This window comes from Saccharopolyspora sp. NPDC050389 (assembly GCF_040655595.1).
Lineage (GTDB): Bacteria > Actinomycetota > Actinomycetes > Mycobacteriales > Pseudonocardiaceae > Saccharopolyspora.
Map to the genome: position 1 here is coordinate 55,721 of NZ_JBFAKG010000008.1, position 22,785 is coordinate 78,505.

Consider the following 22,785-nt stretch of genomic DNA (forward strand, 5'->3'; position numbering starts at 1 on the left):
ACGACACACCGACCCAGCCGAGGAACTGACGAGGATGGAATGGCCCAATGGACATGGACCGCGTCACCAGGGGCTACGAGCAGGCCCGGCAAGAAGCTTTTGCGCTCATGGACGAGGCTGCCGCCGGAAAGTTCGGGCCTCAAGACTCGGAGAGCATTGTTCTTGGAGGGACCACGGAGCTAGATCGCGGTGGCATCACCTGGACCCGCGAGGAACTCTACGACCGATAGCACCGCCGATCCGAACCTCCGCGCACTCTGCATCTGATCCGGGGACGAGTGCGGGGCACCTTTGACCACCCATGGCCAAAGGTGCCCCGCACCGCAACTCGATCGAGCTAGCCGAGTTCGATGATCAGGTCGCCGCCCTCGACCTGCTGGACCGCGCCGATCGCCAGGCGCTTCACCCGGCCGCCCTGCGGGGCCGTGATCGCCGCCTCCATCTTCATCGCCTCGATGGTGGCGATCGTCTGACCGGCATCCACCGCGTCGCCCTCGCCGACCGACAGCGTCACCACGCCGGCGAACGGCGCAGGCACGTGACCGGGGTTGGACCGGTCGGCCTTCTCCGCGACCGGCAGGTTCGTGGCCACCGAGCGGTCGCGGACCTGGATCGGCCGCAGCTGCCCGTTCAGGATGGCCATCACGGTGCGGATGCCGCGCTCGTCGGGCTCGCTGATCGCTTCCAGGCCGATCAGCAGCCGCACGCCCGGCTCCAGGTCCACCGAGTACTCCTCCCCCGGCCGCAGCCCGTAGAAGAAGTCCTTGCTGCGCAGCAGGGAGGTGTCGCCGTACGCCTCGCGGTGCTCGGTGAACTCCTTGGTGGGCTTGGCGAACATCAGCCGGTTCAGGGTGCCCCGGCGGTCCGAGGTGAGCCCATCGCGGTCCTCTTCGGACAGTTCCGCGAGCTTGCGCGCGGCGGTGCGGCCCGCCAGCGCGCGGGTGCGGAACGGCTCCGGCCAGCCCGCCGGCGGTTCGCCGAGCTCGCCCTGCAGGAACCCGATCACCGAGTCCGGGATGTCGAACTTGCGCGGGTCGGCCTCGAAGTCGGCCGGGTCCACCCCGGCGCCCACCAGGTGCAGCGCCAGGTCGCCGACCACCTTCGACGACGGGGTCACCTTGACCAGCCGGCCGAGGATCCGGTCGGCCGCGGCGTACATCGCCTCGATCTCCTCGAACTTGTCGCCCAGCCCGAGCGCGACCGCCTGGGTGCGCAGGTTCGACAGCTGGCCGCCGGGGATCTCGTGCTTGTACACGCGCCCGGTCGGCGAGGCCAGGCCCGCCTCGAAGGGCTGGTAGACCTTGCGCACCGACTCCCAGTACGGCTCCAGGTCGCACACCGCCTGCAGGTCCAGCCCGGTGGCCTGCTCGGTGTAGTCGGTGGCGGCCACCACCGACGACAGCGCGGGCTGCGAGGTGGTGCCGGCCAGCGACGCCGTCGCGGCGTCCACCGCGTCCACCCCGGACTGGATGGCCGCCAGGTAGGTGGCCAGCTGGCCGCCCGGCGTGTCGTGGGTGTGCAGGTGCACCGGCAGGTCGAATTCCTTGCGCAGCGCGGAGATCAGCTTCGCCGCCGCCGGCGCGCGCAGCAGCCCGGCCATGTCCTTGACGGCCAGCACGTGCGCGCCGGCGTCGACGATCTGCTCGGCCAGCCGCAGGTAGTAGTCCAGCGTGTACAGCTTCTCGTCCGGATTGGACAGATCGGCCGTGTAGCACAGCGCGACCTCGGCGACCGACTTCCCGGTGGCCCGCACCGCCTCGATGGCCGGGCGCATCTGCTCGACGTCGTTGAGGGCGTCGAAGATGCGGAAGATGTCGATGCCGGTGTCGGTGGCCTCCTGCACGAAGTGCTCGGTCACCTCGGTCGGGTAAGGCGTGTAGCCGACCGTGTTGCGGCCGCGCAGCAGCATCTGCAGGCAGATGTTGGGCACCGCCTCGCGCAGCTTCGCCAGCCGCTCCCACGGGTCCTCGGCGAGGAACCGCAGCGCCACGTCGTAGGTCGCGCCGCCCCAGCACTCCAGGGACAGCAGCTCCGGCGTCAGCCGCGCCACGTGCGGCGCGACCGCGAGCAGGTCCCGGCTGCGTACTCGGGTCGCCAGCAGCGACTGGTGGGCGTCGCGGAAGGTGGTGTCGGTGACGCCGACGGCCTTGGATTCCCGCAGCCAGCGGGCGAAGCCCTCCGGGCCGAGCTCGGTGAGCCGCTGCTTGGAACCGGCCGCCGGCGGCACCGACAGGTCCAGCTCGGGCAGCTTGTGCACCGGGTCCGGGGTGGTCGGGCGCTCGCCGTTGGGCCGGTTGACGGTCACGTCGGCGAGGTAGTTCAGCAGCCGGGTGCCGCGGTCGGCCGAGTGGCGGGCGGTGAGCAGGTGCGGCCGCTCGCCGATGAACGAGGTGGTGACCTTGCCCGCGGCGAAGTCCGGATCGTCCAGCACGGCCTGCAGGAACGGGATGTTCGTGGACACGCCGCGGATGCGGAACTCGGCGACGGCGCGGCGGGCGCGCGCGACGGCGGTGGCGAAGTCGCGGCCCCGGCAGGACAGCTTCACCAGCATCGAGTCGAAGTGCGCGCTGACGCTGGTGCCGGCGAACGCGGTGCCGCCGTCGAGCCGGATGCCCGCGCCGCCCGGCGAGCGGTAGGCGCTGATCATGCCGGTGTCCGGGCGGAATCCGTTGGCCGGGTCCTCGGTGGTGATGCGGCACTGCAGGGCCGCGCCGCGCAACCGGATCGCGTCCTGCGTCATGCCGAGGTCCTCGAGCGTCTCGCCGGCGGCGATGCGCAGCTGCGACTGCACCAGGTCGGCGTCGGTGACCTCCTCGGTGACCGTGTGCTCCACCTGGATGCGCGGGTTCATCTCGATGAACACGTGGCGGCCCTGCTCGTCGACCAGGAACTCCACGGTGCCCGCGTTGACGTAGCCGATCTTGCGGGCGAAGGCGACGGCGTCGGCGCAGATCCGCTCCCGCAGCTGCGGGTCCAGGTTCGGCGCCGGGGCGATCTCGATGACCTTCTGGTGGCGGCGCTGCACGGAGCAGTCGCGCTCGAAGAGGTGGATCACGTTGCCCGCGGCGTCGGCGAGGATCTGCACCTCGATGTGCCGCGGGTTGATGACCGCCTGCTCCAGGAAGACCGTCGGGTCGCCGAAGGCCGATTCGGCCTCGCGCATCGCGGCTTCCAGCGCCTCGCGCAGCCCGGCGGGCGCGTCGACGCGGCGCATGCCGCGCCCGCCGCCGCCGGCGACGGCCTTCACGAACACCGGGAACGTCATGCTCTCGGCGGCGGTGAGCAGCTCGTCGATTTCGCGGGACGGCGCCGAGGAATCCAGCACCGGCACGCCGGCCTCGCGGGCGGCGGCGACCGCGGTCGCCTTGTTGCCGGTCATCTGCAGGATCTCGTGGCTGGGGCCGACGAAGGTGATCCCGGCTTCCCGGCAGGCGCGCGCCAGCTCGGGGTTCTCGGAGAGGAAGCCGTAGCCGGGGTAGACGGCGTCCGCGCCGGCTTGGCGCGCGGCCTTGACGATCTCCTCGACGGACAGGTAAGCGCGGACCGGATGCCCAGGCTCGCCGATCTCGTACGACTCATCGGCTTTCAGTCGGTGCAGCGAGTTGCGGTCTTCGTGTGGGAACACCGCGACCGTGCCCGCGCCTAGCTCGTACGCGGCGCGGAACGCGCGGATCGCAATCTCGCCGCGATTCGCGACGAGGACCTTGCGGAACATGCCGGCTCCTCCTGGACAGGTGTCGGTCGGTGCGAGCACCGTACCGCGAAAATTCCTCTAACCGGGAGAACCTCCCAGGTGATGGACACCTCGATACCTTGATGACCTGCTCAAACTCAGATCAAAACAAGGTCTGGACCAAAAGAAAAATAGCCTATTTTCATTTTGATCGAATTTTCGATCTCTTATTCGCTCCCGGGCGTGGTGTCCGCCCGGGATTCCCGCCCGATCGGCGGCTGGCGGCACTCAGCAGACCACAAGATCGTGGACGGCGCTGGAAGCTCGACCGCGACGCTTCGCACTGGGGAGCCCACCGATGCCACTCCCACACCCCTACGTCCTCGACACCGACGCCACCGACATCCACGCCGAGGCCACCGCGCTGCGGGACCGCGGCCCCGCCACTCCGGTCGAACTGCCCGGGCAGATCACCGCCTGGGCCGTCACCGACCCCGGGCTGCTGCGCCGCCTGCTGACCGATCCGCGGGTGTCCAAGGATCCGCGGCGGCACTGGTCCGCGTGGATCGCCGGCGAGGTCCCGGCGGACTGGCCGCTGGTGACCTGGGTGGCGGTGGACAACATGTTCACCGCCTACGGCGAGGACCACCGGCGACTGCGTTCGCTGATCTCCGGCGCGTTCACGGCACGCCGCATCGCGGCGCTGCGGCCGGAGATCGAGCACATCGTCACCACGCTGCTCGACGACCTCCCCTCGAACGCGGGCGCGCCGGTCGACCTCCGCGAGCGGTTCGCCTACCCGCTGCCGATCGAGGTGATCTGCCGGCTGGTCGGCTTCCCGGACGACGGAACCCGCGAGCGGCTGCGGCGGATCGTCGACATCACCTTCGACACCACCGCCGAACCGGGCGAGATGGCCGCGAGCATGGGCGAGGCGCAGGAGATGTTCGCCGGGCTGGTCGCGGCCAAGCGCCGGGAACCGGGCGACGACCTCGTCAGCGCCATGCTGGCGGCACGCTACGAGAACGACTCGCGGCTCAGCGAGGCCGAGCTGGTCGACACGATCTTCCTGCTGCTGGCGGCCGGGCACGAAACGACCGTCAACCTCCTCGACCACGCCATCGCGGCGCTGCTCACCCACCACGACCAGCTCGAACTGGTGCTGGCCGGGCGCTGTTCCTGGCACGACGTGATCGAGGAGACGCTGCGCTGGCAGGCACCGGTGGCGAACCTGCCGCTGCGATACGCCGTGGAGGACATCGAGCTGGCCGGGCTGACCATCCGCCGGGGCGAGCCGATCCTGGCGGCGTACGCGGCGGCCGGGCGCGCCCCGGACCGGCACGACGACGCGGACCGCTTCGACATCACCCGCCCCGACAAGGAGCACCTGTCCTTCGGCCACGGCGTCCACTTCTGCCTCGGCGCGTCCCTGGCCCGCCTCGAAGCGGAGATCGCGCTACCGGCGCTGTTCGCCCGCTTCCCGGACGTGACCCTCGCGGTGCCCCCGACCGGCCTGCGCCCGGTGACCTCGTTCCTCTCCAACGGCCACCAAGAACTACCGGTCCACCTGACGGCCTGACCTGAGGGAACGCATCCGTGCCACCCGAGAACCGTGGGTTCTCGGGGTGGGAGTTCGTGCAGCCTCAGCGCAGAACGCGGATCTCGCACTTCGGGCCATCGGCGGCAGCAAGGCGGACATCACCGGTAACCAGCGGAACACCGAGCTGCTCAGCAACCGCGACATAGGCGGCGTCGTACGCCGTAACGCTGTGCCGCAACTCCCAAACACGGTCGAGCAGCGGCCCCGACGCAGGTATCAGCCGGAACGCGAAGTTCGCGAATGCGGCCACGGCATCACTTGCCACGTTCGCCGGGAGCTTCTTCGCCATCGCGAGCCCTCGGACGACGTGCACCACCTCAAGCGGAAAATGCCCAGGCGCGCACAACCGACCGCCCGCTGCCAGCGCACTCCGCGCCAGGTCGCCGCGCTGATCGGTTTCGACGAGCGCGGCGACCATGACCGATGAATCGACGACGATCACGGGATCGGCTCCTCACCAGTTCCGCCCAGCGGTCCGCGCGAGGACCGGATGGCGTCGACGATGTCGTCCATGCCGACATCGGTTTCCGCCACCGGGAGACTCCGGAGGAGTTCCGTGTTCCGGGCCAGGTGCGCCTGCTCCGCCAGCGCGTCCAGCAGATAGGACTGCAAGGACTGGCCCCTGACCTTGGCAGCCTCGACCAACGTCTCGCGGACGTCGTCCGGCACGTTCTTGATCTGGATAGCCGACATGCATCGAATATAACGCCATTTTGGCGCCAGAACAGCACCGTGATGGCGCTCGATCAGCTCTTCTCCAGGTACTCCGCGCGTTCGGCGTCGACGACCTCCGCGACCATCCGGGCCAGGCCCGGGTGGTCGCGGAGCCGCGGGTCTTCGCCGACCACCCGGTCGGCTTCCTCGCGGGCCTGGGCGATCACGTCCTCGTCGCGCAGCAGCGACAGCATCTTCAGGCCCGACTTCCGGCCGGACTGCGCCGCGCCGAGGATGTCGCCCTCGCGGCGCAGTTCCAGGTCCAGGCGGGCCAGCTCGAAGCCGTCCGTGGTGGAGGCGACCGCGTCCAGCCGGTCGCGCGTCGTGGTGCCCGCCATCGCCTCGCTGACCAGCAGGCACAGGCCCGGCGCGCTGCCCCGGCCGACGCGGCCGCGCAGCTGGTGCAGCTGACTGACGCCGAACCGGTCGGCGTCCATGATCACCATGACGGTCGCGTTCGGGACGTTGACGCCGACCTCGATGACGGTGGTGGCGACCAGCACGTCGAGCTCGCCGGCGGCGAATGCGCGCATCACCGCGTCCTTGTCGTCGGCGGCCAGCCGGCCGTGCAGGATGCCCAGCCGCAGGCCCGCCAACGGCCCGGCCGCGAGCTGCTCCGCGACGTCGAGCACCGCCAGCGGCGGCCGCCGCTCCTCGCCGTCCTCCGGCGGTGGCTCCTCGCCGCTCCCGTCGCTGTCGTCCACAGCGGACTTCGCCGCTTTCTTCTTGCCCTTGCCCGAGTTCTCCTCGTCGTCGCCGATGCGCGGGCACACCACGTAGACCTGGTGCCCGGCCGCGACCTCTTCGTGGATGCGCGCCCAGGCGCGGTCCAGCCAGGCCGGTTTCTCCGCCACCGGAACGACGCTCGTGCTGATCGGCGAGCGACCGCGCGGAAGTTCCCGCAGCGCCGACGTTTCCAGATCGCCGTAGACCGTCATCGCCACTGTGCGCGGGATCGGCGTCGCGGTCATGACGAGCACGTGCGGCGACGTGTCGTCCCCGCCGCGCGCCCGCAGCGCGTCGCGCTGCTCGACGCCGAAGCGGTGCTGCTCGTCCACCACGACCAGGCCGAGATCGGCGAACGACACCCGGTCCTGGATCAGCGCGTGCGTGCCGACGACGATCCCGGCTTCGCCGGAAGCCGCCTCCAGCAACGCTTTCTTGCGCTGCGCCGCGTTCAGCGAGCCGGTCAGCAGCGTGACGCGGGTGGCGTTGTCAGCGCCGCCGAGCTCGCCAGCCATCGCCAGGTCGCCGAGCAGCTCGCGCAGCGAGCGGGCGTGCTGCGCGGCAAGCACCTCGGTCGGCGCGAGCATCGCCGCCTGCCTTCCGGAGTCCACCACCTGCAGCATCGCGCGCAGCGCCACCACCGTCTTGCCGCTGCCGACCTCGCCCTGAACCAGGCGGTTCATCGGATGCTCGGTGGTCAGGTCGACAGCGATCTGCTCGCCGATTTCCCGCTGCCCGCCGGTCAGCTCGAACGGCATCCGCTGGTCGAACACCGCCAGCACACCGTCCTCGCGCGTCCGGCACACCGGCGCCGGATGCGACTTCGCCGCGCCGCGCAGCTGCGCGAGCGCCAGCTGCACCGCCAAGGCCTCGTCCCACTTCAGCCGGTCCTGCGCGGCCTCTACGTCGCCGAAGTTCTGCGGGCGGTGGATCTTGCGCAGCGCCGATTCGAGGTCGGCCAGCCCCATCCGGTCGCGCAGCTCCACCGGCAGCGGGTCGTCGGTGCCGTCCCAGACGTCCAGCACCTGGCCCACGCACTGCGCGATGGACCACGACGGCAGGCCCTGCGCGGCCGGGTAGACCGGGATCAGCGCGGCGGCGAACTCCTCGGCCACCGAGCCGAGATCGGTCTTGTCCGCGTCGAAGAGCTGGTATTCGGGGTGCGCCAGCTGCAGCTGGTTGCGGTAGGCGGTGACCTTGCCCGCGAACATGCCGCGCCGCCCCGGCAGCAGCTCCCGCTCCCGCCACGCCTGGTTGAAGAACGTGCAGCTCAGCGAGCGGTGGCCGTCGGTGATGCGGGCCTCGACGATGGTGCCGCGGCGGGACTTCATGGTGCGCTTGCTGACCCGCTCCACCTGCGCCAGCACCGTGGCGTGCTCGCCGATCTCCAGCCCGGCGATCGCGGTCAGCTCGCCGCGCTCGGCGTAGCGGCGCGGGTAGTGGCGCAGCAGATCCCCCACCGTGGCAAGGCCTAGCGCCGAATCGAGCGCCTTGCCGGTCTTGGCGCCGAGCACCCGGTCGAGCTTCGCGTCCAATGTGGTCACTGCATGTCCTCCGCCGTGCGCATCGTCACCGGTCGTCCCGCCGGGCAGGCACCCGCAAATTATCGGACGGCACCGACGAGCCGATCAGTCGGTGGCGGCGACCCGCGCGCTCTGGCTGCCCAGCCGCCAGCCCAGCCAGCCCGCGAGCGCGCCGCCCAGCAGCAGCCAGCCCTGCGCGTGGAGGTCGACGGTGTCCCGGAAGTCCGGGGCGTTCAGGTTGGTGACCGTGGTCAGCACGACGGTGCCGAGCATCAGCGAACCGAAGACGCCCAGCGCCGCCCCGGCCCAGGCCAGGCCGCGCCGCCGCAGCACCCCGCGAACCCCGAACACGCTCCACACTCCAGCGACCACCAGCCACCAAACGAGCTTGTCGAACAGGAAGTCGCGCAGCGAACTGGAACTCTTCGGCGCCCCCGACGACGTCCACTCGATCGCGATGGGCTCCGGCAACCGGGCGCGCAGCAGCAGCGGGACGGCGATCATCAGCAGCGCGATGAGCACGGTCCAGCCACCGACGAACCACAGATACCGGCTTCGGACACTCACTGGACGCTCCCGGGACAGTCGACGACCAGTAACGACAGTAGCGCCAGGCCGCCGCCACCGGTCGGCCCGGCCGGGCATCGCCGACCGGGCCGACGGCTGGTCAGGCGGCCGCGACGGGTTGCGGCGCCCGGTCGACCGGCCACCGGCGCGTCACGAACAGCGCCAGCGCGGCCATCAACACCCAGCCGACCAGGCCGATGCTCCCGGCGACAGCCGGGTTCGGCGGTTCGGCCGCGGAACCCAGCAGCATCGGCAGCCCGGCGGACGCGTTGAACGAGCCGTGGCACAGCACCGCGGGCCAAACGCTGCCCGAGTACAGCCGCAGCCAGCCCATCAGCACCCCGTAGATCACGCAGAACCCGGTGAACAGCACCGCAGCCCACGGGCCGAGCTGCGGGTAGTTGTAGCCGAGCAGCGTCAGCGGCGCGTGCCAGACGCCCCAGATCAGGCCGGAGAGCAGCAGCGCGGGCCAGGTGCCGAACTCCATCAGCCGCGGCACCAGCCAGCCCCGCCAGCCCCACTCCTCGCCGAAGGCCAGCACCGAGTTGATCAGCGGCGCCAGCAGGACCATCGAGACCAGCTGGATCGCCACGATGCTCCCGACGCCGATCGGCACGGCGCCGCCCAGGGACTCGCGCAGCAGGCTGAAGTCGAAGTCCACCGCGAGAACGCCGAGGGCCGCGCTCAGCCCGACGGCCGCCGCGCTGATCAGCGGCGTGCCGAACCAGGCGGCCAGCAGCAGCACGACCGTGCGGCCCTTGCGCGGCCCGAACGTCAGGCCGGTCGCGCGCGCCCATTCGCGGGCCGGGACGCGGCGGTCCAGCAGCCGCACCGCGAGCACGGCCAGCGTCGGCGTGAACATCATGATTCCGGCGAGCCACAGGAAACCGCCGCCCAGGCCGCCCGCGAGCCACAGCGGCAGCGCCACCAGCCACGCGCCGCCTAACGCCACCAGCAAGAACACCCACAGATCACGACGTCCCACGACGTCCTCCCTCACAGCGCCGAGCGTTCGGTGACGAGCGCGTTGACCAGTTCCGCGCCGCGTTCAGCGTGCTCGACGCTGATGTAGAAGTCGCGGCCGGAAGCCAGCCGCAGGACCAGGCATTCGCCGCCGCGCAGCATGATCGCGGTGCTGCTCGGCAGAACCCGGTAGCCCCAGCCGCCGACCTCCATCGGCCGCCGGGTCTCGACCCGCGCGCCTTCGATCTGCGCCAGCCGGATCAGCCGGTCCGGCCAGCGCTGCGGCCCGAACGCGACCCGGACGCCGCGCTCGTCGATCTGCACCCGCGCCGAGGACAAGGCGAGGCAGGCCACGCCCGCCAGCAGCGGCGCCAGCACGACCGGCCAGGGCTGGAAGACGGCGATCGCCGCCGCCACCAGCAGCACGAGCCCGCCGACCGCGCGGAGCGCCTGGCTCGACACCGACGCCAGCCACACCGCGCGTTGGCCCGCCTTCAGCGCCAGCTCCGGGCCCTCCGCGGCGTCTTGCGCGGCCACGTCCGGCCCCCGGTTGCACGCGAACCAGCCGAGCCGACCGGCGAGCCCGGCGACCACCACCACCGGGATCATCTGCCAGTTCATCGACCGCGCCTGCCGCCACTCGGCGACGTCGAGGTTCGACCACACCGTCAGCGCCGTCAGGCCGATCATGAACAGCGCGCCGGCGGCGAGGATGGCGCCCGCGGCGGCACGGGTGCGCCGTCGCGGCCAGCCGCGCACGCCATATCCGGCGGCGGCCAACCCGAGCACCAGCCAGCCGACCAGCACGAAGATCAGGAGACCCGCGAGGGGCATCGAGTCGTCCGGCACGCCGGAGAAGCCCCAGTGCGACGCGATCGGATCGGGCAGCCGATCGCGGAAGGCCCGGGGGCCGAAGAAGAGCACCGCCGTCACGGCCACGACCCAGAGGCCCGAAACGGCCAGGAACCGGGTGCGGTAGGTCATTTCGCCTCCTGCGTCTGGTGGGCCACCCGCATCCGCGCCGGATGAATTCCTCATCTGTCCCCCTGCCTGATCCATTCGATGACGTCGTCCGGCCGATAGCCGTGGCGCTCGGCCTCGGCCAGCAGGTCGCCGAGCTTCTGCTGCAGCGCGGCCCGCGCATCCGGGCGGCGCAGCACCGTGACGCCGCGCCCGCGGCGGAACTCCAGCAGCCCTTCTTCCCGCAGCTCGCGCAGCGCGCGGAGCACGGTGTTGGGGTTGATCTGCAGCGCGACGGCCAGATCCCGCGCGGGCGGCAGCCGATCCCCGGGCGCGACTTCGCCGTCGGCGATGGCGCGCCGGATGGCGTCGGCGGCCTGCTCGTGCAGCGGCCGCTGATCGTGCAAATCCAACGAAAGCAACATGGTGCTAATGACACTAGCACCATGCACTTCTTAGCCACCACCGAGTCCACCGTTCGCGCAGGTCAGGACCCGTGCGTACTTTTTGTCGCTATAGCAGCAGAAAGTGCACATGGGGCCTGACCAGGCAAAACACAACCGCATCGGAGCGACACGGGTACTCGCGAGCGCGGCGGAGTGGCTACTCGACGCCGATGAGGAGCAGGGCGTCGAGGTCTCCGCCCGGGTAGTGGGCGAACTCCACCTCGGGGTGGGCGTGACGGAGGTGCCCGGCCAGCGCAGCCGGCAGGCCTGCCGGGGCATCCGCCCGGACCAGCGCCGTGAGTAGCTCGCCACCGGTGGCGAGCATCCTGGTGGCGAGATCGCGCGCCGCGGCGGGCACGTCGTCGCCGATGAGCACGACCTCGCCGTCGATCAGCCCGAGCACGTCGCCGGGCAGGCAGCGGCCGACCCAGGTCAGCGCCTCCGCATCGGCGATGCGCAGCTCGCCGCGCCGCGTCGCGGCCGCCGCCTCGGCCATCGCCACCTGATCAGCTGCCCGGCGCCGGGTCGGATCGTGCACCGCGAGCGCGGCCAGCCCCTGCACCGGCGACGCCATCGGCACCACGACCACGTCCTGCCCCTCGCCGAGCACGCCGGCCCGCTCCACCGCGGCGGCCGTGGCCACGTCGTTGGGCAGCACGACGACGTGCGCGGCACCGGTCGCGCCGAAGGCCTCGCGGAGCCGCTCCGCGGTCAGCTCCGCGCCGCCGACCAGCACATCCGCACCCTCGGCGGCGAACAGCTCCCCCAGCACTTCGTCGGGAACGCAAGCGAGCACGGCGACGTCCCGCGCGAACGCGGCCTGCTGGTCGGCGAACCTGGTGACCTTGATCTTGTGCACGCGCCCGGTCCCGATGCCCGACTCGATCGCCGCCCCGATGTCGTCGCAGTGCACGTGCACGGCCCAGGAATCCCCGCCGTCACCGACCACGGACACGCAGTCGCCGAGCGCGCACAACGCCTCGCGCAGCGCCGCGACCCGATCTTGATCGGTGCCGGCCAGCAGGTACATGACCTCGTACTCGTGCTGCGACTCGTGCTCCAGCACTCCCGAGTCGCCGGGCACCGGCGCCTCGGGCGCGAGCCGCTCACCATCGCGCACCACCGCGTGCAACGCGTCGAGCATGATCACCAGGCCCCGCCCGCCGGCATCGACGACACCGGCGTCGGAAAGCACCGAGAGCTGGGCCGGAGTCGCGGCCAACGCGTCGACGGCGGCTCGGGTCGCGCTGTGCACGACCACTTCGAGCTCGCCAGGACCGGCCGCACGCGCCGCGGCGCGCAACACCGACAGCACCGTGCCCTCGGCGGGCTCGGCGACAGCCTGTCTGGCCAGCTCGTCCGCGCGGGCCAACGCCGCACCGAGCGCCCGGCCATCGGCTTCGGCGACGTCGCGCAACGACTCGGCGATACCGCGCAGGGCCTGCGAGAGCAGCACGCCGGAGTTCCCGCACGCGCCGCCGAGCGCGCCCTTCGACAGCGCGGCGAGCACGCCGCCGAGCGTGTCCGGCTCGACCGCGTCGAGCGTTTCCACCGCCGCGCGCATCGTGTGCAGCAGGTTGGTGCCGGTGTCGCCGTCGGCGACCGGGTAGACGTTGATCCGGTCGATCGCATCGCGCTCGGCGGTCAGCCCGGCCAGCACCAGGTCAGCCCACCGGCGGGCAGCCGCCGCAGTCAGCGTCCGCAACACCCGCGACCTCCCACGCAGTCACCTACGATCGGATTGTCCGAGACTAGTCGCTGTCCGCGCCGGGTTCGGCACGCATCGGCACTCGCCCCCACCGCCGGGAGCGCCATCGCAGGTGGGCTACACTGATCCGGTCCCAGGGTGGCGATGACCCCGGGCAACCGGGCTCTCTGGGCTCAGGCCGCCGGTGACGGCGGTGAACAGCAAGCGCTCACGCAAGGCTAATGCGAGTGTGGCGCGCTTGCGGCTCTCATCGCTGTAACCGTCAAGCAAAGTTAAGGGGTGTTCGACGTGGCTGCCGTCTGCGACGTCTGCGGTAAGGGACCAGGCTTCGGCAACTCGGTCTCGCACTCCCACCGGAAGACCAAGCGCCGGTGGAACCCGAACATTCAGACCGTGCACGCCAAGATCGGTCTTTCGCAGCGCAAGCGCATGAACGTGTGCACCTCCTGCCTGAAGGCCGGCAAGGTCGTCCGCGGCTGACGCGACTGCGCGCGAAACCCCGAGGCCAAGTGCCTCGGGGTTTTCTGCGTGCGCGGAAAGATCACGTCAGGAGGCGTGGTTTCGCCACTGCGGGCCGACTTTCTCCCACTCCGCGGCCCAAGCCGCGAGTCGTCTGCGGGTCACGATCAACCGCGCTCCCATCAGGACGACCGTGGTGAGCAGTGCCGATCCGAACAGCACGCTCGCCCCTGCCATCCCGGCGGCCTGGGTCGCCTCGGCTCGGGTCAGCGGTGGCGCGGTCACCTGACCCTGTTGATCCAGCCACACCGGGACGGTGCCGGCCGCCGGGGCGCGGGCCGGTAGTTCGATGACGGCGAAGCGCTCGTCCGGCGGCTGCCCCCAGCGCACCGCGACCGGCCGGTGCGCGGTCCCGCCGCCGTCGCCGAGCTCCGCGACGACCGTCGCCACCACCTGGTGCTTGGCCGCCTGCTCGCGATCCACCTCGCCGAGCCGGTCACGCATTTCGGCCTGCGAGACGAACAGGGCCACCACCACGGTGGCGACCGCGATCAGCGCGACCACCAGGAGCGCGGCGGGTTCGAAGTAGTCGGTGCGCCGCCGCAGCGGGTTCGCGCCCGGAAATATCCTGCGGATCAGGCACCGCAGGTCGCTGCTGTTCCGGCCGGCTCCCATAACGAGCCTTCTTCCGCCCCGAACGCATCTCCCGGCAAGGGCCAATGTACGACCGGGCGGAACCGAAATCCATACGTCGCGAGCAGGCAAAACGCGCCCGCGTCGGGGCTACGGCAGCTTCCAGTCGATGGGCTCCATGCCGCGGCGTTCGAGGATCTCGTTCACGCGGCTGAACGGGCGGGAGCCGAAGAAGCCGCGGTCGGCCGACATCGGGCTCGGGTGCGGCGATTCGACGCACTCCACGCCGGGCATCAGCGGGCGCAGGTCGCGGGCGTCGCGGCCCCAGAGGATCGCCACCAGCGGCTCCTCCCGGGCGGCCAGCGCGCGGATGGCCTGCGCGGTGATCTCCTCCCAGCCCTTGCCCCGGTGCGAGCCGGAGTTGCGGGGCCGGACCGTCAGCGACCTGTTGAGCAGCAGCACTCCGCGCTCGGTCCACGGCGTGAGGTCGCCGCCGGAGGGCTTGGGGTGGCCGAGGTCTTCGGTGTACTCGCGGAAGATGTTGACCAGGCTGCGCGGCGGCGCGACGCCGGGCGCGACGGAGAAGCTCAGGCCGACCGCGTGCCCGGGCGTCGGGTACGGGTCCTGACCGACGATCAGCACCCGCACGTCGTGGAACGGCTGCTGGAAGGCGCGGAGCACGTGCTCCGGGGCGGGCAGGTACGTCCGGCCCTCGGCGACCTCGGTGCGCAGGAACTCGCCCATCTTCTTGATCTGATCGGCGACTGGTTCGAGGGCTTGCGCCCACCCGGCTTCCACGAGCTCGTTCAACGGACGTGCGACCATGCGAGCACCCTAGCGAGCTACCAAGATCGCCCTCCGAACAGCCCCAAGATCGACCGCAAACAGGTCAACGTGTCGCACGTCACACTCGATGGAAGTAACATGTCGGGCGATATCGCGCACACCCGTAGCCGCCTGTCACACGAAAGCACCATTTCCGCTTGTCATCCTGCGAATTCGGCTGTCAAATCAGCGACTCCCCGACACAACGCGCGGGCCGCTCGATCGGTGACCTTTTGCATATAGGAAATAACATCGGAATAACGCAATCCACGTCTTTTGGTGGCCTCCCCTAGGTCACTCGGCTAGGTTCACCGGAGTTCTGAAGACCGCAAGGGTGGATGGCATGACCCGGAGGTGGGCCGCAAACTCATGACTTCGCAGGAATCAGCCGAAACATCAGCCGAGCAGCGCTCCCTGCTCCGCCGCGCAGTCGGCGCAGCGGCAATCGGCAACTGCACGGAGTGGTACGACTTCGGCGTATATGCATATGTGGCCGCATACGTGGGCCACCAGTTCTTCCCCGGCCCGCTCGAGACCATCTCGGCCTTCGGCGTCTTCGCCATCTCCTTCCTGTTCCGGCCCCTGGGCAGCCTGTTCTTCGGGCCGCTGGGCGACCGGATCGGCCGGCAGAAGGTGCTGGCGGTGACGATCCTGCTGATGTCCGGCTCGACGTTCGTCATCGGCCTGCTGCCCACCTACGAGGCCATCGGCATCTTCGCGCCGATGCTGTTGCTGCTGTGCCGGTTGCTGCAGGGCTTCTCGACCGGCGGCGAATACGGCGGCGCGGCGACCTACATCGCCGAGTTCGCGCCCGACCGCCGCCGTGGCTTCTGGGGAAGCTGGCTGGAATTCGGCACGCTCGTCGGATTCGGTTTCGGCGCGCTGGTGCCCACGATCCTGATCTTGAATCTGGACAGCGCCTCGATGGAAAGCTGGGGCTGGCGCATTCCGTTCCTGATCGCCGGTCCGCTCGGCGGCGTCGGCCTCTACCTGCGTAGCAAGCTGGAAGACACGCCGGCGTTCAAGAAGCTGGAAGCGACGCACCAGGTGGCCAAGTCGCCGCTGAAGGACCTCGTCAAGGAATGGTGGCAGCAGCTGCTGATCCTGATGGGCATCGTGGTGCTGATCAACATCGCGAACTACACCATCCTGACCTACATGGAGACGTACCTGAAGAACACGCTCCACGTGGAGGACGGCCAAGAGTACCAGGTCCTGGTCCCGCTCCTGCTCACGGTGCTGTTCATGATGGTGATCATCACGCCGGTGGGTGCGTTGTCGGACCGGATCGGCCGCAAGCCGCTGTTCCTGTCCGCGGCGATTTGCTTCATCGTGCTGCCGATCCCGGCGTTCATGCTGATCTCCCAGGGCACCGTGCTGACCACGATCCTGGGGCTGGGCCTGCTGGCGATCGGGCACGTGCAGCTGATCGGGCCGCTGGCGGCGACGCTGCCGGCGATGTTCCCGACGAAGGTCCGCTACGCGGCCTTCTGCATCGGGTACAACATCTCCACGGCGGTCTTCGGCGGGACCGCCCCGCTGGTCAACGACGCCGTCGTGACCTCGACCGGCAACACCTTGTTCCCGGCGTTCTACCTGATGGCCGCGGCCCTGGTGGCGCTGGTGCCGATCCTGCTGATGAAGGAGACGGCGAAGAAGCCGCTGATGCAGGACGCGCCCGCGCCTGCGAGTTCCCCGGCGAGCTAGTCACGCCCGAACGCGGAGAACCCCGATGTGCCGGTGGCGCATCGGGGTTCTCCGCGTTCGGGGAAGTTCTCGGCGGAATCGGCGATTTCGCCTCACCGCCAGTGTTCCCAGCCCGTCGGGCCCTCGTACTCACCGCCGTCCACCGTGACGCCGGCGCCCTCAGCGACCACTCCGATCGCGCGCCAGCCCTCCGGCAGCGGACGCCCCGGCGAGAACGTCGCGGCCAGCGCCTGGTCCTCGCCGCCGGTGAGCACCCAGTGCCGGGCGTCCGCGCCCAGCGCCGAGGCGACCTCGGTCAGCCGCTGCGGCACCTCGACCTGCTCGGTCCGGATGTCGATGGCCACCTGCGACGCCGCGGCGATGTGCCCGAGATCGGCCAGCAACCCGTCCGAGGTGTCCACCATGGACGTCGCGCCCGCGACGGCCGCCTGCGGCCCCGCCGCGTACGGCGGTTCCGGCACGCGGTGCGCGCCGACGACCGCGACCGGGGAGCGGAAACCGCGCCCCAGCACAGCCAAACCGGCCGCCGACCAGCCCAGCCGGCCGGCCACCGCGACCACGTCACCGGGCCGCGCTCCCGACCGCGTCACCGGCTCCCGGCCCTGCAGGTCGCCCAGCGCTGTGATCGAGATCGTCAGTGAGGTCGCCGACACCATGTCGCCGCCGACGATGCCGATGCCGACCCGCTGTGCTTCTTCCCACATGCCCGCGACCAGCTCGTCGGCCACGCTGGTCGGCAGGTCCGGCGAGCAGGCCAAACCCAGCAGCAGGCCGGTCGGCACCGCGCCCATCGCGGCGATGTCCGAGAGGTTCACGGCGACCGCCTTGCGTCCCACCTGCTGCGGTGTCGACCAGTCGAAACGGAAGTGCACCTGTTCGACCAGCACGTCGGTGGCGGCGACCACCCTGCCGTCCGGGGCCGCCAGGACCGCGGCGTCGTCCCCCGGCCCGATTAACGTGCCGGGCGACTGCGGCCGCCCAGCCGTAACCCGGTCGATGAGACCGAACTCACCCAACTGGGAAACGGTCTGTGCGTCCTGCGACGAATCAGGACCCAACTGGGACCTTCCTTCCTTGAGCATCCGCTCGGTCCAATGGGGTAGCTTTCTGCCAGTTTCCTACCCCGAGCACATCGGCAATACGAAGGGGCACGCCGTGGTTCAGGCTTACATCCTCATCCAGACCGAAGTCGGCAAGGCCGCCGCGGTCGCCAGCGAGATCACCGACTTCGCCGGCATCATCAGCGCCGAAGACGTCACCGGCCCGTACGACGTGATCGTGCGCGCCGAAGCCGAGAACGTCGACCTGCTCGGCAAGATGGTCGTGGCGAAGATCCAGAACGTCGAAGGCATCACCCGCACGCTGACCTGCCCCGTGGTGCACCTGTGACGATCCGTCACTGAACTCGCTCTCGGGCGGGCAGGCCCGAGAACCGGCAGCGCTTCGCCGCTCCGGGAAGCGAACGAAAGCGCGGGTGAGCAGCCCACACCCGACAGGAGCACGGCCGGGCCGGTGACCGCACCCGGCGGCGGCCGTGCTGTAGTGGACGACGTGGTTCACCAATCAGCGACCGGATTGCCCCGGCCGGTGTTGATCGTGGCGATCACGCTCGGCGCACTCCTCGCCCTGGCGGTCGCCGGCGTCGGCGCGTACGGCTGGTACAGCGAGCACCAGGTGCAACAGGCTCAAGCGGAAGCGGAAGCGGCCCGGCGAAGCGGGCCGCTTCCGCTCGCGCCCGTCCCGGCGCCGAAGGCGTCGTCACCGGAGTGCGCGACGGTGCTCGCGGCGCTGCCGCGCGAGCTCGCCGTAGGCGACGAGCTCGTCCCGCGCCGCGCGCTGGCGGAGCCGGCGCCGGCGGGAACCGTCGCCTGGGGAGATGCGAAGCACGACCCGTTGACGGTGCGGTGCGGCATCGACGCACCGGCGGAGCTGACGCCGACGGCGCAGCTGGTGGATGTCTCCGGCGTCAGCTGGCTGGAGATCAACCAGGGCGGCGACACCTCGTGGCTGGCGGTCGACCGCCCGGTGTACGTCGCGCTCACCACCCCGGAGGGCACCGGAACCGATCCCATCCAGGACCTCTCCAACATCCTCCGCGACACCCTCCCCAAGCAGCCCGTCTTCCCCTGACGCACCAAGAAAGCCCGTGCGCGTTTTGTGCTGCTATAGCGGCTGTTTTGGATGTCGTGCTGTGAGGTGTGGTAGCGCGGGGTTTTGTCTTGAAGCGGCGCAGCCGCTTAGCCCTCCCTCGCAGCTTGCACCGCCGCGGGTTCTCAGGTGTCTTCTCGCGAGGACAGCCCCGACGTGGTGAATTGGTCATTCATGATGTCGGGGATCCCACAGCGAGAAGGCGACGGTAAATCCCGCAGGGGGGCCGCCACCCGCACCGCCACGCAGAGCAAGTTCGGAAACAGGATCTATAGCGACACAAAACGCGCACGGGTCTTGAACTGCGGAAACGGCTGGGTCAGCGGAGGCCGGTGCCTCGGGTGATCGCCGTTTCGACGAGGGTGCTCAGCAGGGTCGGGTAGTCGATGCCCGTGTCCGCCCACATCCGCGGGTACAGCGAGATCGCCGTGAAGCCTGGCATCGTGTTGACCTCGTTGACGATCAGCTCGCCGTTCTCGGCCAGGAAGAAGTCGACCCGCGCCAGGCCCTGGCAGTCCAGCGCGCGGAAAGCCCGCACCGCCGCGTCGCGCAGCTCCTCGATCGCGTCGTCGCCGATCTTGGCCGGGATGTCGAACTCGGTGACGTCGTCGAGGTACTTGGATTCGTAGTCGTACCAGTCGGATTCGCCGGTCACCCGCAGTTCGGCGGGCAGCGACGCCTCGATCCGGCCGTCCGGGAACTCCAGCACGCCGCACTCGATCTCGCGGCCCACCACCGCCGACTCGATGATCACCTTCGGGTCGGTGCGCCGCGCCTCCGCGATCGCCGCGTCCAGGTCCGCCCAGTCGGTGACCTTGGTGATGCCCAGCGACGATCCGGCCCGCGTCGGCTTGACGAACACCGGCAGTCCGAGCCGCTCGCGCTGCCGCTCGTCCAGCGTGGCCTGATCGCGGCGCAGCACCTCGTAGCGCCCCACCGCCAGGCCCTCCGCGGCGAGCAGCTTCTTGGTGTACTCCTTGTCCATCGACACGGCGCTGGAGAGCACGCCCGCCCCGACGTAGGGCACGTCGGCCATCTCCAGCAGCCCCTGGATGGTGCCGTCCTCGCCGAACGCGCCGTGCAGCACCGGGAACACCACATCGACCGACGACAGCACCTCGCCGCCGCGGCCCGGCTCCAGCAGCACCAGCTCGCGGCGGGTGGGGTCGCCGGGCAGCGCGAGGGCGGTGTTCTGCTCGACCTCGGGCGCCTGGCGGTCCCGGATCTCCAACTGCTTCGGGTCGTCGGTGCCCAGCACCCAGGCGCCCTCGCGGGTGATGCCGACCGGCAGGATCTCGAAGCGGTCCTGGTCCAGGTGCGAGAGCACGCTACCGGCGGACACGCAGGAAATGCCGTGTTCGGTGCTGCGCCCGCCGAAGACGACGGCCACCCGGGTCTTGCGCTGTGTCATGCGCCGGACCATACCTGCCGTGCCGAAGGCCTGTTTCACAAAGGTTGACCGGCGACCAGCGGAACCGACCGACTCCCCCGCCGTGAGCGAGGTATTTCATGTGTTCCCGCACAGCCTGGCCAGAATCGGCAGCGCGCGTTCCAGTTCGCCGCGCGAGCACGCGGCGTAGCCGAGCGCCAACCCGAACCACTGCTGCGGACCGCAGTGGTGCCGCCGCAGCCCGTCGAGCACCAGGCCGTGTTCCGCGGCCATCGCGACCACTCGCTGCTCGGTCTCCGCGTCCGGCAGCGGCAGCACCACGTGCGCCCCGGCGCGATCGCCGAACACCTCAACGCCTTCGGCGGCGAGCTTCTCCACCACGAACGCCCGGCGCTGCGAAAGCTCCCGCCGCAGCCGTCGCAGGTGCCGCCCGAGGTCGCCGTGTCGGGCGAGTTCCACCAGCACGCGCTGCCCCGCCGGAGCCGGGCTGGTCCCGGTGAGATCCCGGTGCTGCAGCACGGAAGCGGCGACGTTGTCGGGGGCCAGCATCCATCCCACGCCCAGGGTCGGAGTGAGGATCTTGCTCGTCGTGCCGAGGTGCACGACGACGTCCGGGGCCATCGACGCGAGCACCGGCAGCGGCGCCACGTCGTAGCGGAGCTCGCCGTCGTAGTCGTCCTCGATGATCAGCCAGCCCTCGGCGCGCGCCCGCTCAACCAGAGCGATCCGGCGCTCCGCAGGCAACCGGCCGCCGATCGGGTACTGGTGCGCGGGCGAGCAGTAAACCGCGTGCACGCCGCGCGGAATGGCATCGACCACGATGCCCGCGTGATCGACCGGCGCCGGCACCACCCGCACGCCCACCGACCGCAGCGCGCCCACCGCGCGCTGATATCCGGGCTCCTCCACCGCGACCGTCGCGCCGCGGCGGAGCACCGCGCCTGCCAGCTCGACGACCGCCGACGTGGTGCCGCCGGTGGCCAGCACGTTGTCCACCGTCAGCCCGCCGACGACCAGGCCGCGGTGGCGCAGCAGGTGTTCGGCGATGGCTTCGCGGTACTCGATCGACCCGCCGCGGTGCGGCTTCGAGTCGGGTGGGGTGTCGGCCGCCGCGCGCCAGGCGCGTCGCCACGCCGCCCGGTCGACACCACCTGCCCACGGCACCCCGGGCGTGAGCACCACCATCGGTTCGTCCGCCTGCCGCGCGCCGTTGTCGGCGCCGGCGGCGGCACCGGTCCGCGATCCTGGCGGGCTGGTGGTGACGTAGGTGCCCGAACCGTGCCGCCCGGCGATCCAGCCCTCGGCGTGCAGCTGCTCGTAGGCCGCGGCGGTCACGGTGCGACTCACTTCGAGGTGCCGCGCGAGAGCGCGCGTGGACGGCAGGCGGTCGCCGCCGCGGAGCTGGCCGATGGTGGCGGCGTGCCGCAACGCGTCGGCGAGCTGCACGGCGAGCGGGCGCGGATCGTCGCGGCGCAGGTCGATGGCCAGCTCCAGCAGCGGCGAGCTGGCCGCGGGCACGGCATGTGGCATTTCGAAATTCTCCCTGATTGGCACTTCGATAATGCCACTTGCTGAAAGATCCTGTTCCACGTGACCCGACAGCTCTCCACCACAGACCGGACCACCATCCGCCGCGGCAGCGACCGGGCCCGCACCGAGCGCAGCGAACTGCACGCCACCCTGGACGCCGGCCTGATCTGCCACCTGGGCCTGCTGATCGACGGCTCCCCCCGGGTGCTGCCCACCGGTTACGGACGCAGCGGCGACACGCTCTACGTGCACGGCTCGACCGGCGCGCGCAGCCTGCGGGAGGCAGCCGAGGGCGTCGAGGTCTGCATCACGGTGACCCACCTCGACGGGATCGTCTACGCGCGCTCGCTGTTCCACCACTCCGTCAACTTCCGCTCCGCGATGATCCACGGGCGCGCCCGGGATGTCGTCGACGACGACGAGAAGCTGCGGGCGCTGCGGGTGATCACCGATCAGCTCGCGCCGGGTTCGTGGGAACACGCGCGGCAGCCGAACAAGCGGGAGCTGGCCGCGACTGCGATCCTCGCCGTCGACCTCGCCGAAGCAGCGGTGAAGATCCGCAGTGGCGGCCCCAACGACGATGTCGAGGACGTCGAGGCGGGCAAGGCGTGGGCCGGGGTGCTGCCGCTGCGAACGCACTGGGGCGCGCCGGAATCCGCGTCGGACCTCCCGGCGGAGTTCGAGGTGCCGCGGCACGTCGGCGAGCGGCGGTACCAGGCATGAGCATCGCGGAGCTGGCAGATGTCACGGCCGCGCACCCGGTGCTCCGCGAGCTGCGACCGAATCTGGCTCCGCTGGAGGAGTTCCGCGCGCAGGCGGAGCAGCAGCAGGCGGCGGGCTACCGGCTGATCGCGTCGCTCGACGGCAACGGCGAAATCGCCGCCGTCGCCGGGTTCCGCACCGGGCGGTCGTTCGCGTGGGGCCATTACCTCTACATCGACGACCTCGTCACCCTGCCGGCGGCCCGGAAGCAGGGGCACGCGAAGGCGCTGCTCGACTGGATCGACGCGGAGGCCCGCAGGCTCGGAATCGGGGAAATCCACCTGGATTCGGGCACGAGCCGCCACGACGCGCACCGCCGCTACCGCGGAACGGGATTCGTGATCCCGTCCCTGCACTTCTCGAAACCCACCCCCGAGGCCTGATCGTCTGTTTCCAAACTCGTCATACGTGGCGGTGCGGGTAGCGGCCCCCCTGCGGGATTTACCGTCGC

The 22,785-nt window shown here is 70.6% G+C and carries 21 protein-coding genes; 7 read left to right on the forward strand and 14 right to left on the reverse strand.

Annotated elements, in window-relative coordinates:
* Positions 1-337 precede the first annotated feature (337 nt).
* Positions 338-3,715 carry a pyruvate carboxylase gene (locus AB0I53_RS07405; RefSeq protein WP_358597952.1) on the reverse strand — a complete coding sequence of 1,126 codons (3,378 nt, stop codon included), beginning with the start codon at positions 3,713-3,715 and terminating at the stop codon, positions 338-340.
* A gap of 316 nt (positions 3,716-4,031) precedes the next feature.
* Here AB0I53_RS07405 and AB0I53_RS07410 point away from each other — a divergent pair, with 316 nt between their 5' ends.
* Entirely contained in the window at positions 4,032-5,252 is a 1,221-nt protein-coding gene (locus AB0I53_RS07410) for a cytochrome P450 (RefSeq protein WP_358597955.1), read from the forward strand.
* 64 nt (positions 5,253-5,316) lie between these two features.
* Here the strand turns inward: AB0I53_RS07410 and AB0I53_RS07415 are convergent, their stop codons facing one another.
* The 8 genes from AB0I53_RS07415 to AB0I53_RS07450 form a co-directional block, all read right to left on the reverse strand.
* A complete protein-coding gene (locus tag AB0I53_RS07415) occupies positions 5,317-5,715 on the reverse strand; it encodes a type II toxin-antitoxin system VapC family toxin (RefSeq protein ID WP_358597958.1) in 399 nt (132 codons plus the stop codon).
* Positions 5,712-5,966: a hypothetical protein gene (locus AB0I53_RS07420; RefSeq protein WP_358597961.1), complete on the reverse strand. Its 255-nt coding sequence runs from the start codon at positions 5,964-5,966 to the stop codon at positions 5,712-5,714. The genes AB0I53_RS07415 and AB0I53_RS07420 overlap by 4 nt, the downstream gene beginning before the upstream one ends.
* 53 nt (positions 5,967-6,019) lie before the next feature.
* A complete protein-coding gene (recG, locus tag AB0I53_RS07425; protein WP_358597964.1) occupies positions 6,020-8,257 on the reverse strand; it encodes an ATP-dependent DNA helicase RecG in 2,238 nt (745 codons plus the stop codon).
* Positions 8,258-8,341: 84 nt separating this feature from the next.
* Positions 8,342-8,803 carry a hypothetical protein gene (locus AB0I53_RS07430; protein WP_358597966.1) on the reverse strand — a complete coding sequence of 154 codons (462 nt, stop codon included), beginning with the start codon at positions 8,801-8,803 and terminating at the stop codon, positions 8,342-8,344.
* A gap of 100 nt (positions 8,804-8,903) precedes the next feature.
* A complete protein-coding gene (locus AB0I53_RS07435) occupies positions 8,904-9,788 on the reverse strand; it encodes a CPBP family intramembrane glutamic endopeptidase (protein WP_358597969.1) in 885 nt (294 codons plus the stop codon).
* Between the two features lie 11 nt (positions 9,789-9,799).
* The gene (locus tag AB0I53_RS07440; RefSeq protein ID WP_358597972.1) at positions 9,800-10,750 is read right to left on the reverse strand and encodes a DUF1648 domain-containing protein; all 951 of its coding nucleotides are present in this window, start codon (positions 10,748-10,750) and stop codon (positions 9,800-9,802) included.
* A 50-nt stretch (positions 10,751-10,800) separates the two neighbouring features.
* Positions 10,801-11,139, reverse strand: a complete 339-nt coding sequence (locus AB0I53_RS07445) for a GntR family transcriptional regulator (RefSeq protein WP_358597975.1) — start codon at positions 11,137-11,139, stop codon at positions 10,801-10,803.
* A gap of 190 nt (positions 11,140-11,329) precedes the next feature.
* Positions 11,330-12,880, reverse strand: coding sequence for a DAK2 domain-containing protein (locus AB0I53_RS07450; protein WP_358597978.1), 1,551 nt, complete (start codon positions 12,878-12,880; stop codon positions 11,330-11,332).
* 288 nt (positions 12,881-13,168) lie between these two features.
* Between AB0I53_RS07450 and rpmB the strand changes: the two genes are divergently transcribed.
* Positions 13,169-13,360, forward strand: a complete 192-nt coding sequence (gene rpmB, locus AB0I53_RS07455; RefSeq protein ID WP_093262649.1) for a 50S ribosomal protein L28 — start codon at positions 13,169-13,171, stop codon at positions 13,358-13,360.
* Positions 13,361-13,426: 66 nt separating this feature from the next.
* On the opposite strand, the gene AB0I53_RS07460 is transcribed toward rpmB, so the two are convergent.
* Together AB0I53_RS07460 and AB0I53_RS07465 are read right to left on the reverse strand one after the other, a co-directional pair.
* Complete coding sequence (locus AB0I53_RS07460; protein WP_358597981.1) at positions 13,427-14,014, reverse strand: hypothetical protein; 588 nt, start codon at positions 14,012-14,014, stop codon at positions 13,427-13,429.
* A gap of 108 nt (positions 14,015-14,122) precedes the next feature.
* Positions 14,123-14,797: a uracil-DNA glycosylase gene (locus AB0I53_RS07465; RefSeq protein WP_358597983.1), complete on the reverse strand. Its 675-nt coding sequence runs from the start codon at positions 14,795-14,797 to the stop codon at positions 14,123-14,125.
* Positions 14,798-15,166: 369 nt separating this feature from the next.
* On the opposite strand from AB0I53_RS07465, the gene AB0I53_RS07470 reads away from it, so the two are divergent.
* Positions 15,167-16,504 carry an MFS transporter gene (locus AB0I53_RS07470; RefSeq protein WP_358597986.1) on the forward strand — a complete coding sequence of 446 codons (1,338 nt, stop codon included), beginning with the start codon at positions 15,167-15,169 and terminating at the stop codon, positions 16,502-16,504.
* Between the two features lie 92 nt (positions 16,505-16,596).
* On the opposite strand, the gene AB0I53_RS07475 is transcribed toward AB0I53_RS07470, so the two are convergent.
* On the reverse strand, positions 16,597-17,586 hold the full coding sequence (locus AB0I53_RS07475) for a thiamine-phosphate kinase (protein WP_358597989.1): 990 nt from the start codon (positions 17,584-17,586) through the stop codon (positions 16,597-16,599).
* Between the two features lie 73 nt (positions 17,587-17,659).
* Here AB0I53_RS07475 and AB0I53_RS07480 point away from each other — a divergent pair, with 73 nt between their 5' ends.
* The gene (locus AB0I53_RS07480) at positions 17,660-17,893 is read left to right on the forward strand and encodes an Lrp/AsnC ligand binding domain-containing protein (protein WP_358597992.1); all 234 of its coding nucleotides are present in this window, start codon (positions 17,660-17,662) and stop codon (positions 17,891-17,893) included.
* Positions 17,894-18,016: 123 nt separating this feature from the next.
* Positions 18,017-18,634, forward strand: coding sequence for a DUF3515 domain-containing protein (locus AB0I53_RS07485; protein WP_358597995.1), 618 nt, complete (start codon positions 18,017-18,019; stop codon positions 18,632-18,634).
* 337 nt (positions 18,635-18,971) lie between these two features.
* Here AB0I53_RS07485 and AB0I53_RS07490 read toward each other — a convergent pair whose 3' ends face one another.
* Together AB0I53_RS07490 and AB0I53_RS07495 are read right to left on the reverse strand one after the other, a co-directional pair.
* Positions 18,972-20,063 carry a D-alanine--D-alanine ligase family protein gene (locus tag AB0I53_RS07490; protein ID WP_358597998.1) on the reverse strand — a complete coding sequence of 364 codons (1,092 nt, stop codon included), beginning with the start codon at positions 20,061-20,063 and terminating at the stop codon, positions 18,972-18,974.
* 96 nt (positions 20,064-20,159) lie between these two features.
* Positions 20,160-21,572 (reverse strand): PLP-dependent aminotransferase family protein, encoded by a 1,413-nt coding sequence (locus AB0I53_RS07495; protein ID WP_358598001.1) that lies wholly within the window; start codon positions 21,570-21,572, stop codon positions 20,160-20,162.
* Positions 21,573-21,632: 60 nt separating this feature from the next.
* Between AB0I53_RS07495 and AB0I53_RS07500 the strand changes: the two genes are divergently transcribed.
* The gene (locus tag AB0I53_RS07500; protein WP_358598004.1) at positions 21,633-22,295 is read left to right on the forward strand and encodes a pyridoxamine 5'-phosphate oxidase family protein; all 663 of its coding nucleotides are present in this window, start codon (positions 21,633-21,635) and stop codon (positions 22,293-22,295) included.
* The gene (locus AB0I53_RS07505) at positions 22,292-22,717 is read left to right on the forward strand and encodes a GNAT family N-acetyltransferase (protein WP_358598006.1); all 426 of its coding nucleotides are present in this window, start codon (positions 22,292-22,294) and stop codon (positions 22,715-22,717) included. The genes AB0I53_RS07500 and AB0I53_RS07505 overlap by 4 nt, the downstream gene beginning before the upstream one ends.
* The last annotated feature ends 68 nt before the right edge of the window (positions 22,718-22,785 follow it).

What these genes read in the sequence shown, in the direction of transcription:
- AB0I53_RS07470 (WP_358597986.1), top strand. Translation starts at nt 15,167, where the DNA reads ATGACTTCGCAGGAATCAGCCGAAACATCAGCCGAGCAGCGCTCCCTG.
- AB0I53_RS07460 (WP_358597981.1), bottom strand. Translation starts at nt 14,014, where the DNA reads ATGGGAGCCGGCCGGAACAGCAGCGACCTGCGGTGCCTGATCCGCAGG.
- AB0I53_RS07440 (WP_358597972.1), bottom strand. Translation starts at nt 10,750, where the DNA reads ATGACCTACCGCACCCGGTTCCTGGCCGTTTCGGGCCTCTGGGTCGTG.
- AB0I53_RS07475 (WP_358597989.1), bottom strand. Translation starts at nt 17,586, where the DNA reads ATGCTCAAGGAAGGAAGGTCCCAGTTGGGTCCTGATTCGTCGCAGGAC.
- AB0I53_RS07495 (WP_358598001.1), bottom strand. Translation starts at nt 21,572, where the DNA reads ATGCCACATGCCGTGCCCGCGGCCAGCTCGCCGCTGCTGGAGCTGGCC.
- AB0I53_RS07465 (WP_358597983.1), bottom strand. Translation starts at nt 14,797, where the DNA reads ATGGTCGCACGTCCGTTGAACGAGCTCGTGGAAGCCGGGTGGGCGCAA.
- AB0I53_RS07410 (WP_358597955.1), top strand. Translation starts at nt 4,032, where the DNA reads ATGCCACTCCCACACCCCTACGTCCTCGACACCGACGCCACCGACATC.
- AB0I53_RS07405 (WP_358597952.1), bottom strand. Translation starts at nt 3,715, where the DNA reads ATGTTCCGCAAGGTCCTCGTCGCGAATCGCGGCGAGATTGCGATCCGC.
- AB0I53_RS07490 (WP_358597998.1), bottom strand. Translation starts at nt 20,063, where the DNA reads ATGACACAGCGCAAGACCCGGGTGGCCGTCGTCTTCGGCGGGCGCAGC.
- AB0I53_RS07420 (WP_358597961.1), bottom strand. Translation starts at nt 5,966, where the DNA reads ATGTCGGCTATCCAGATCAAGAACGTGCCGGACGACGTCCGCGAGACG.
- AB0I53_RS07505 (WP_358598006.1), top strand. Translation starts at nt 22,292, where the DNA reads ATGAGCATCGCGGAGCTGGCAGATGTCACGGCCGCGCACCCGGTGCTC.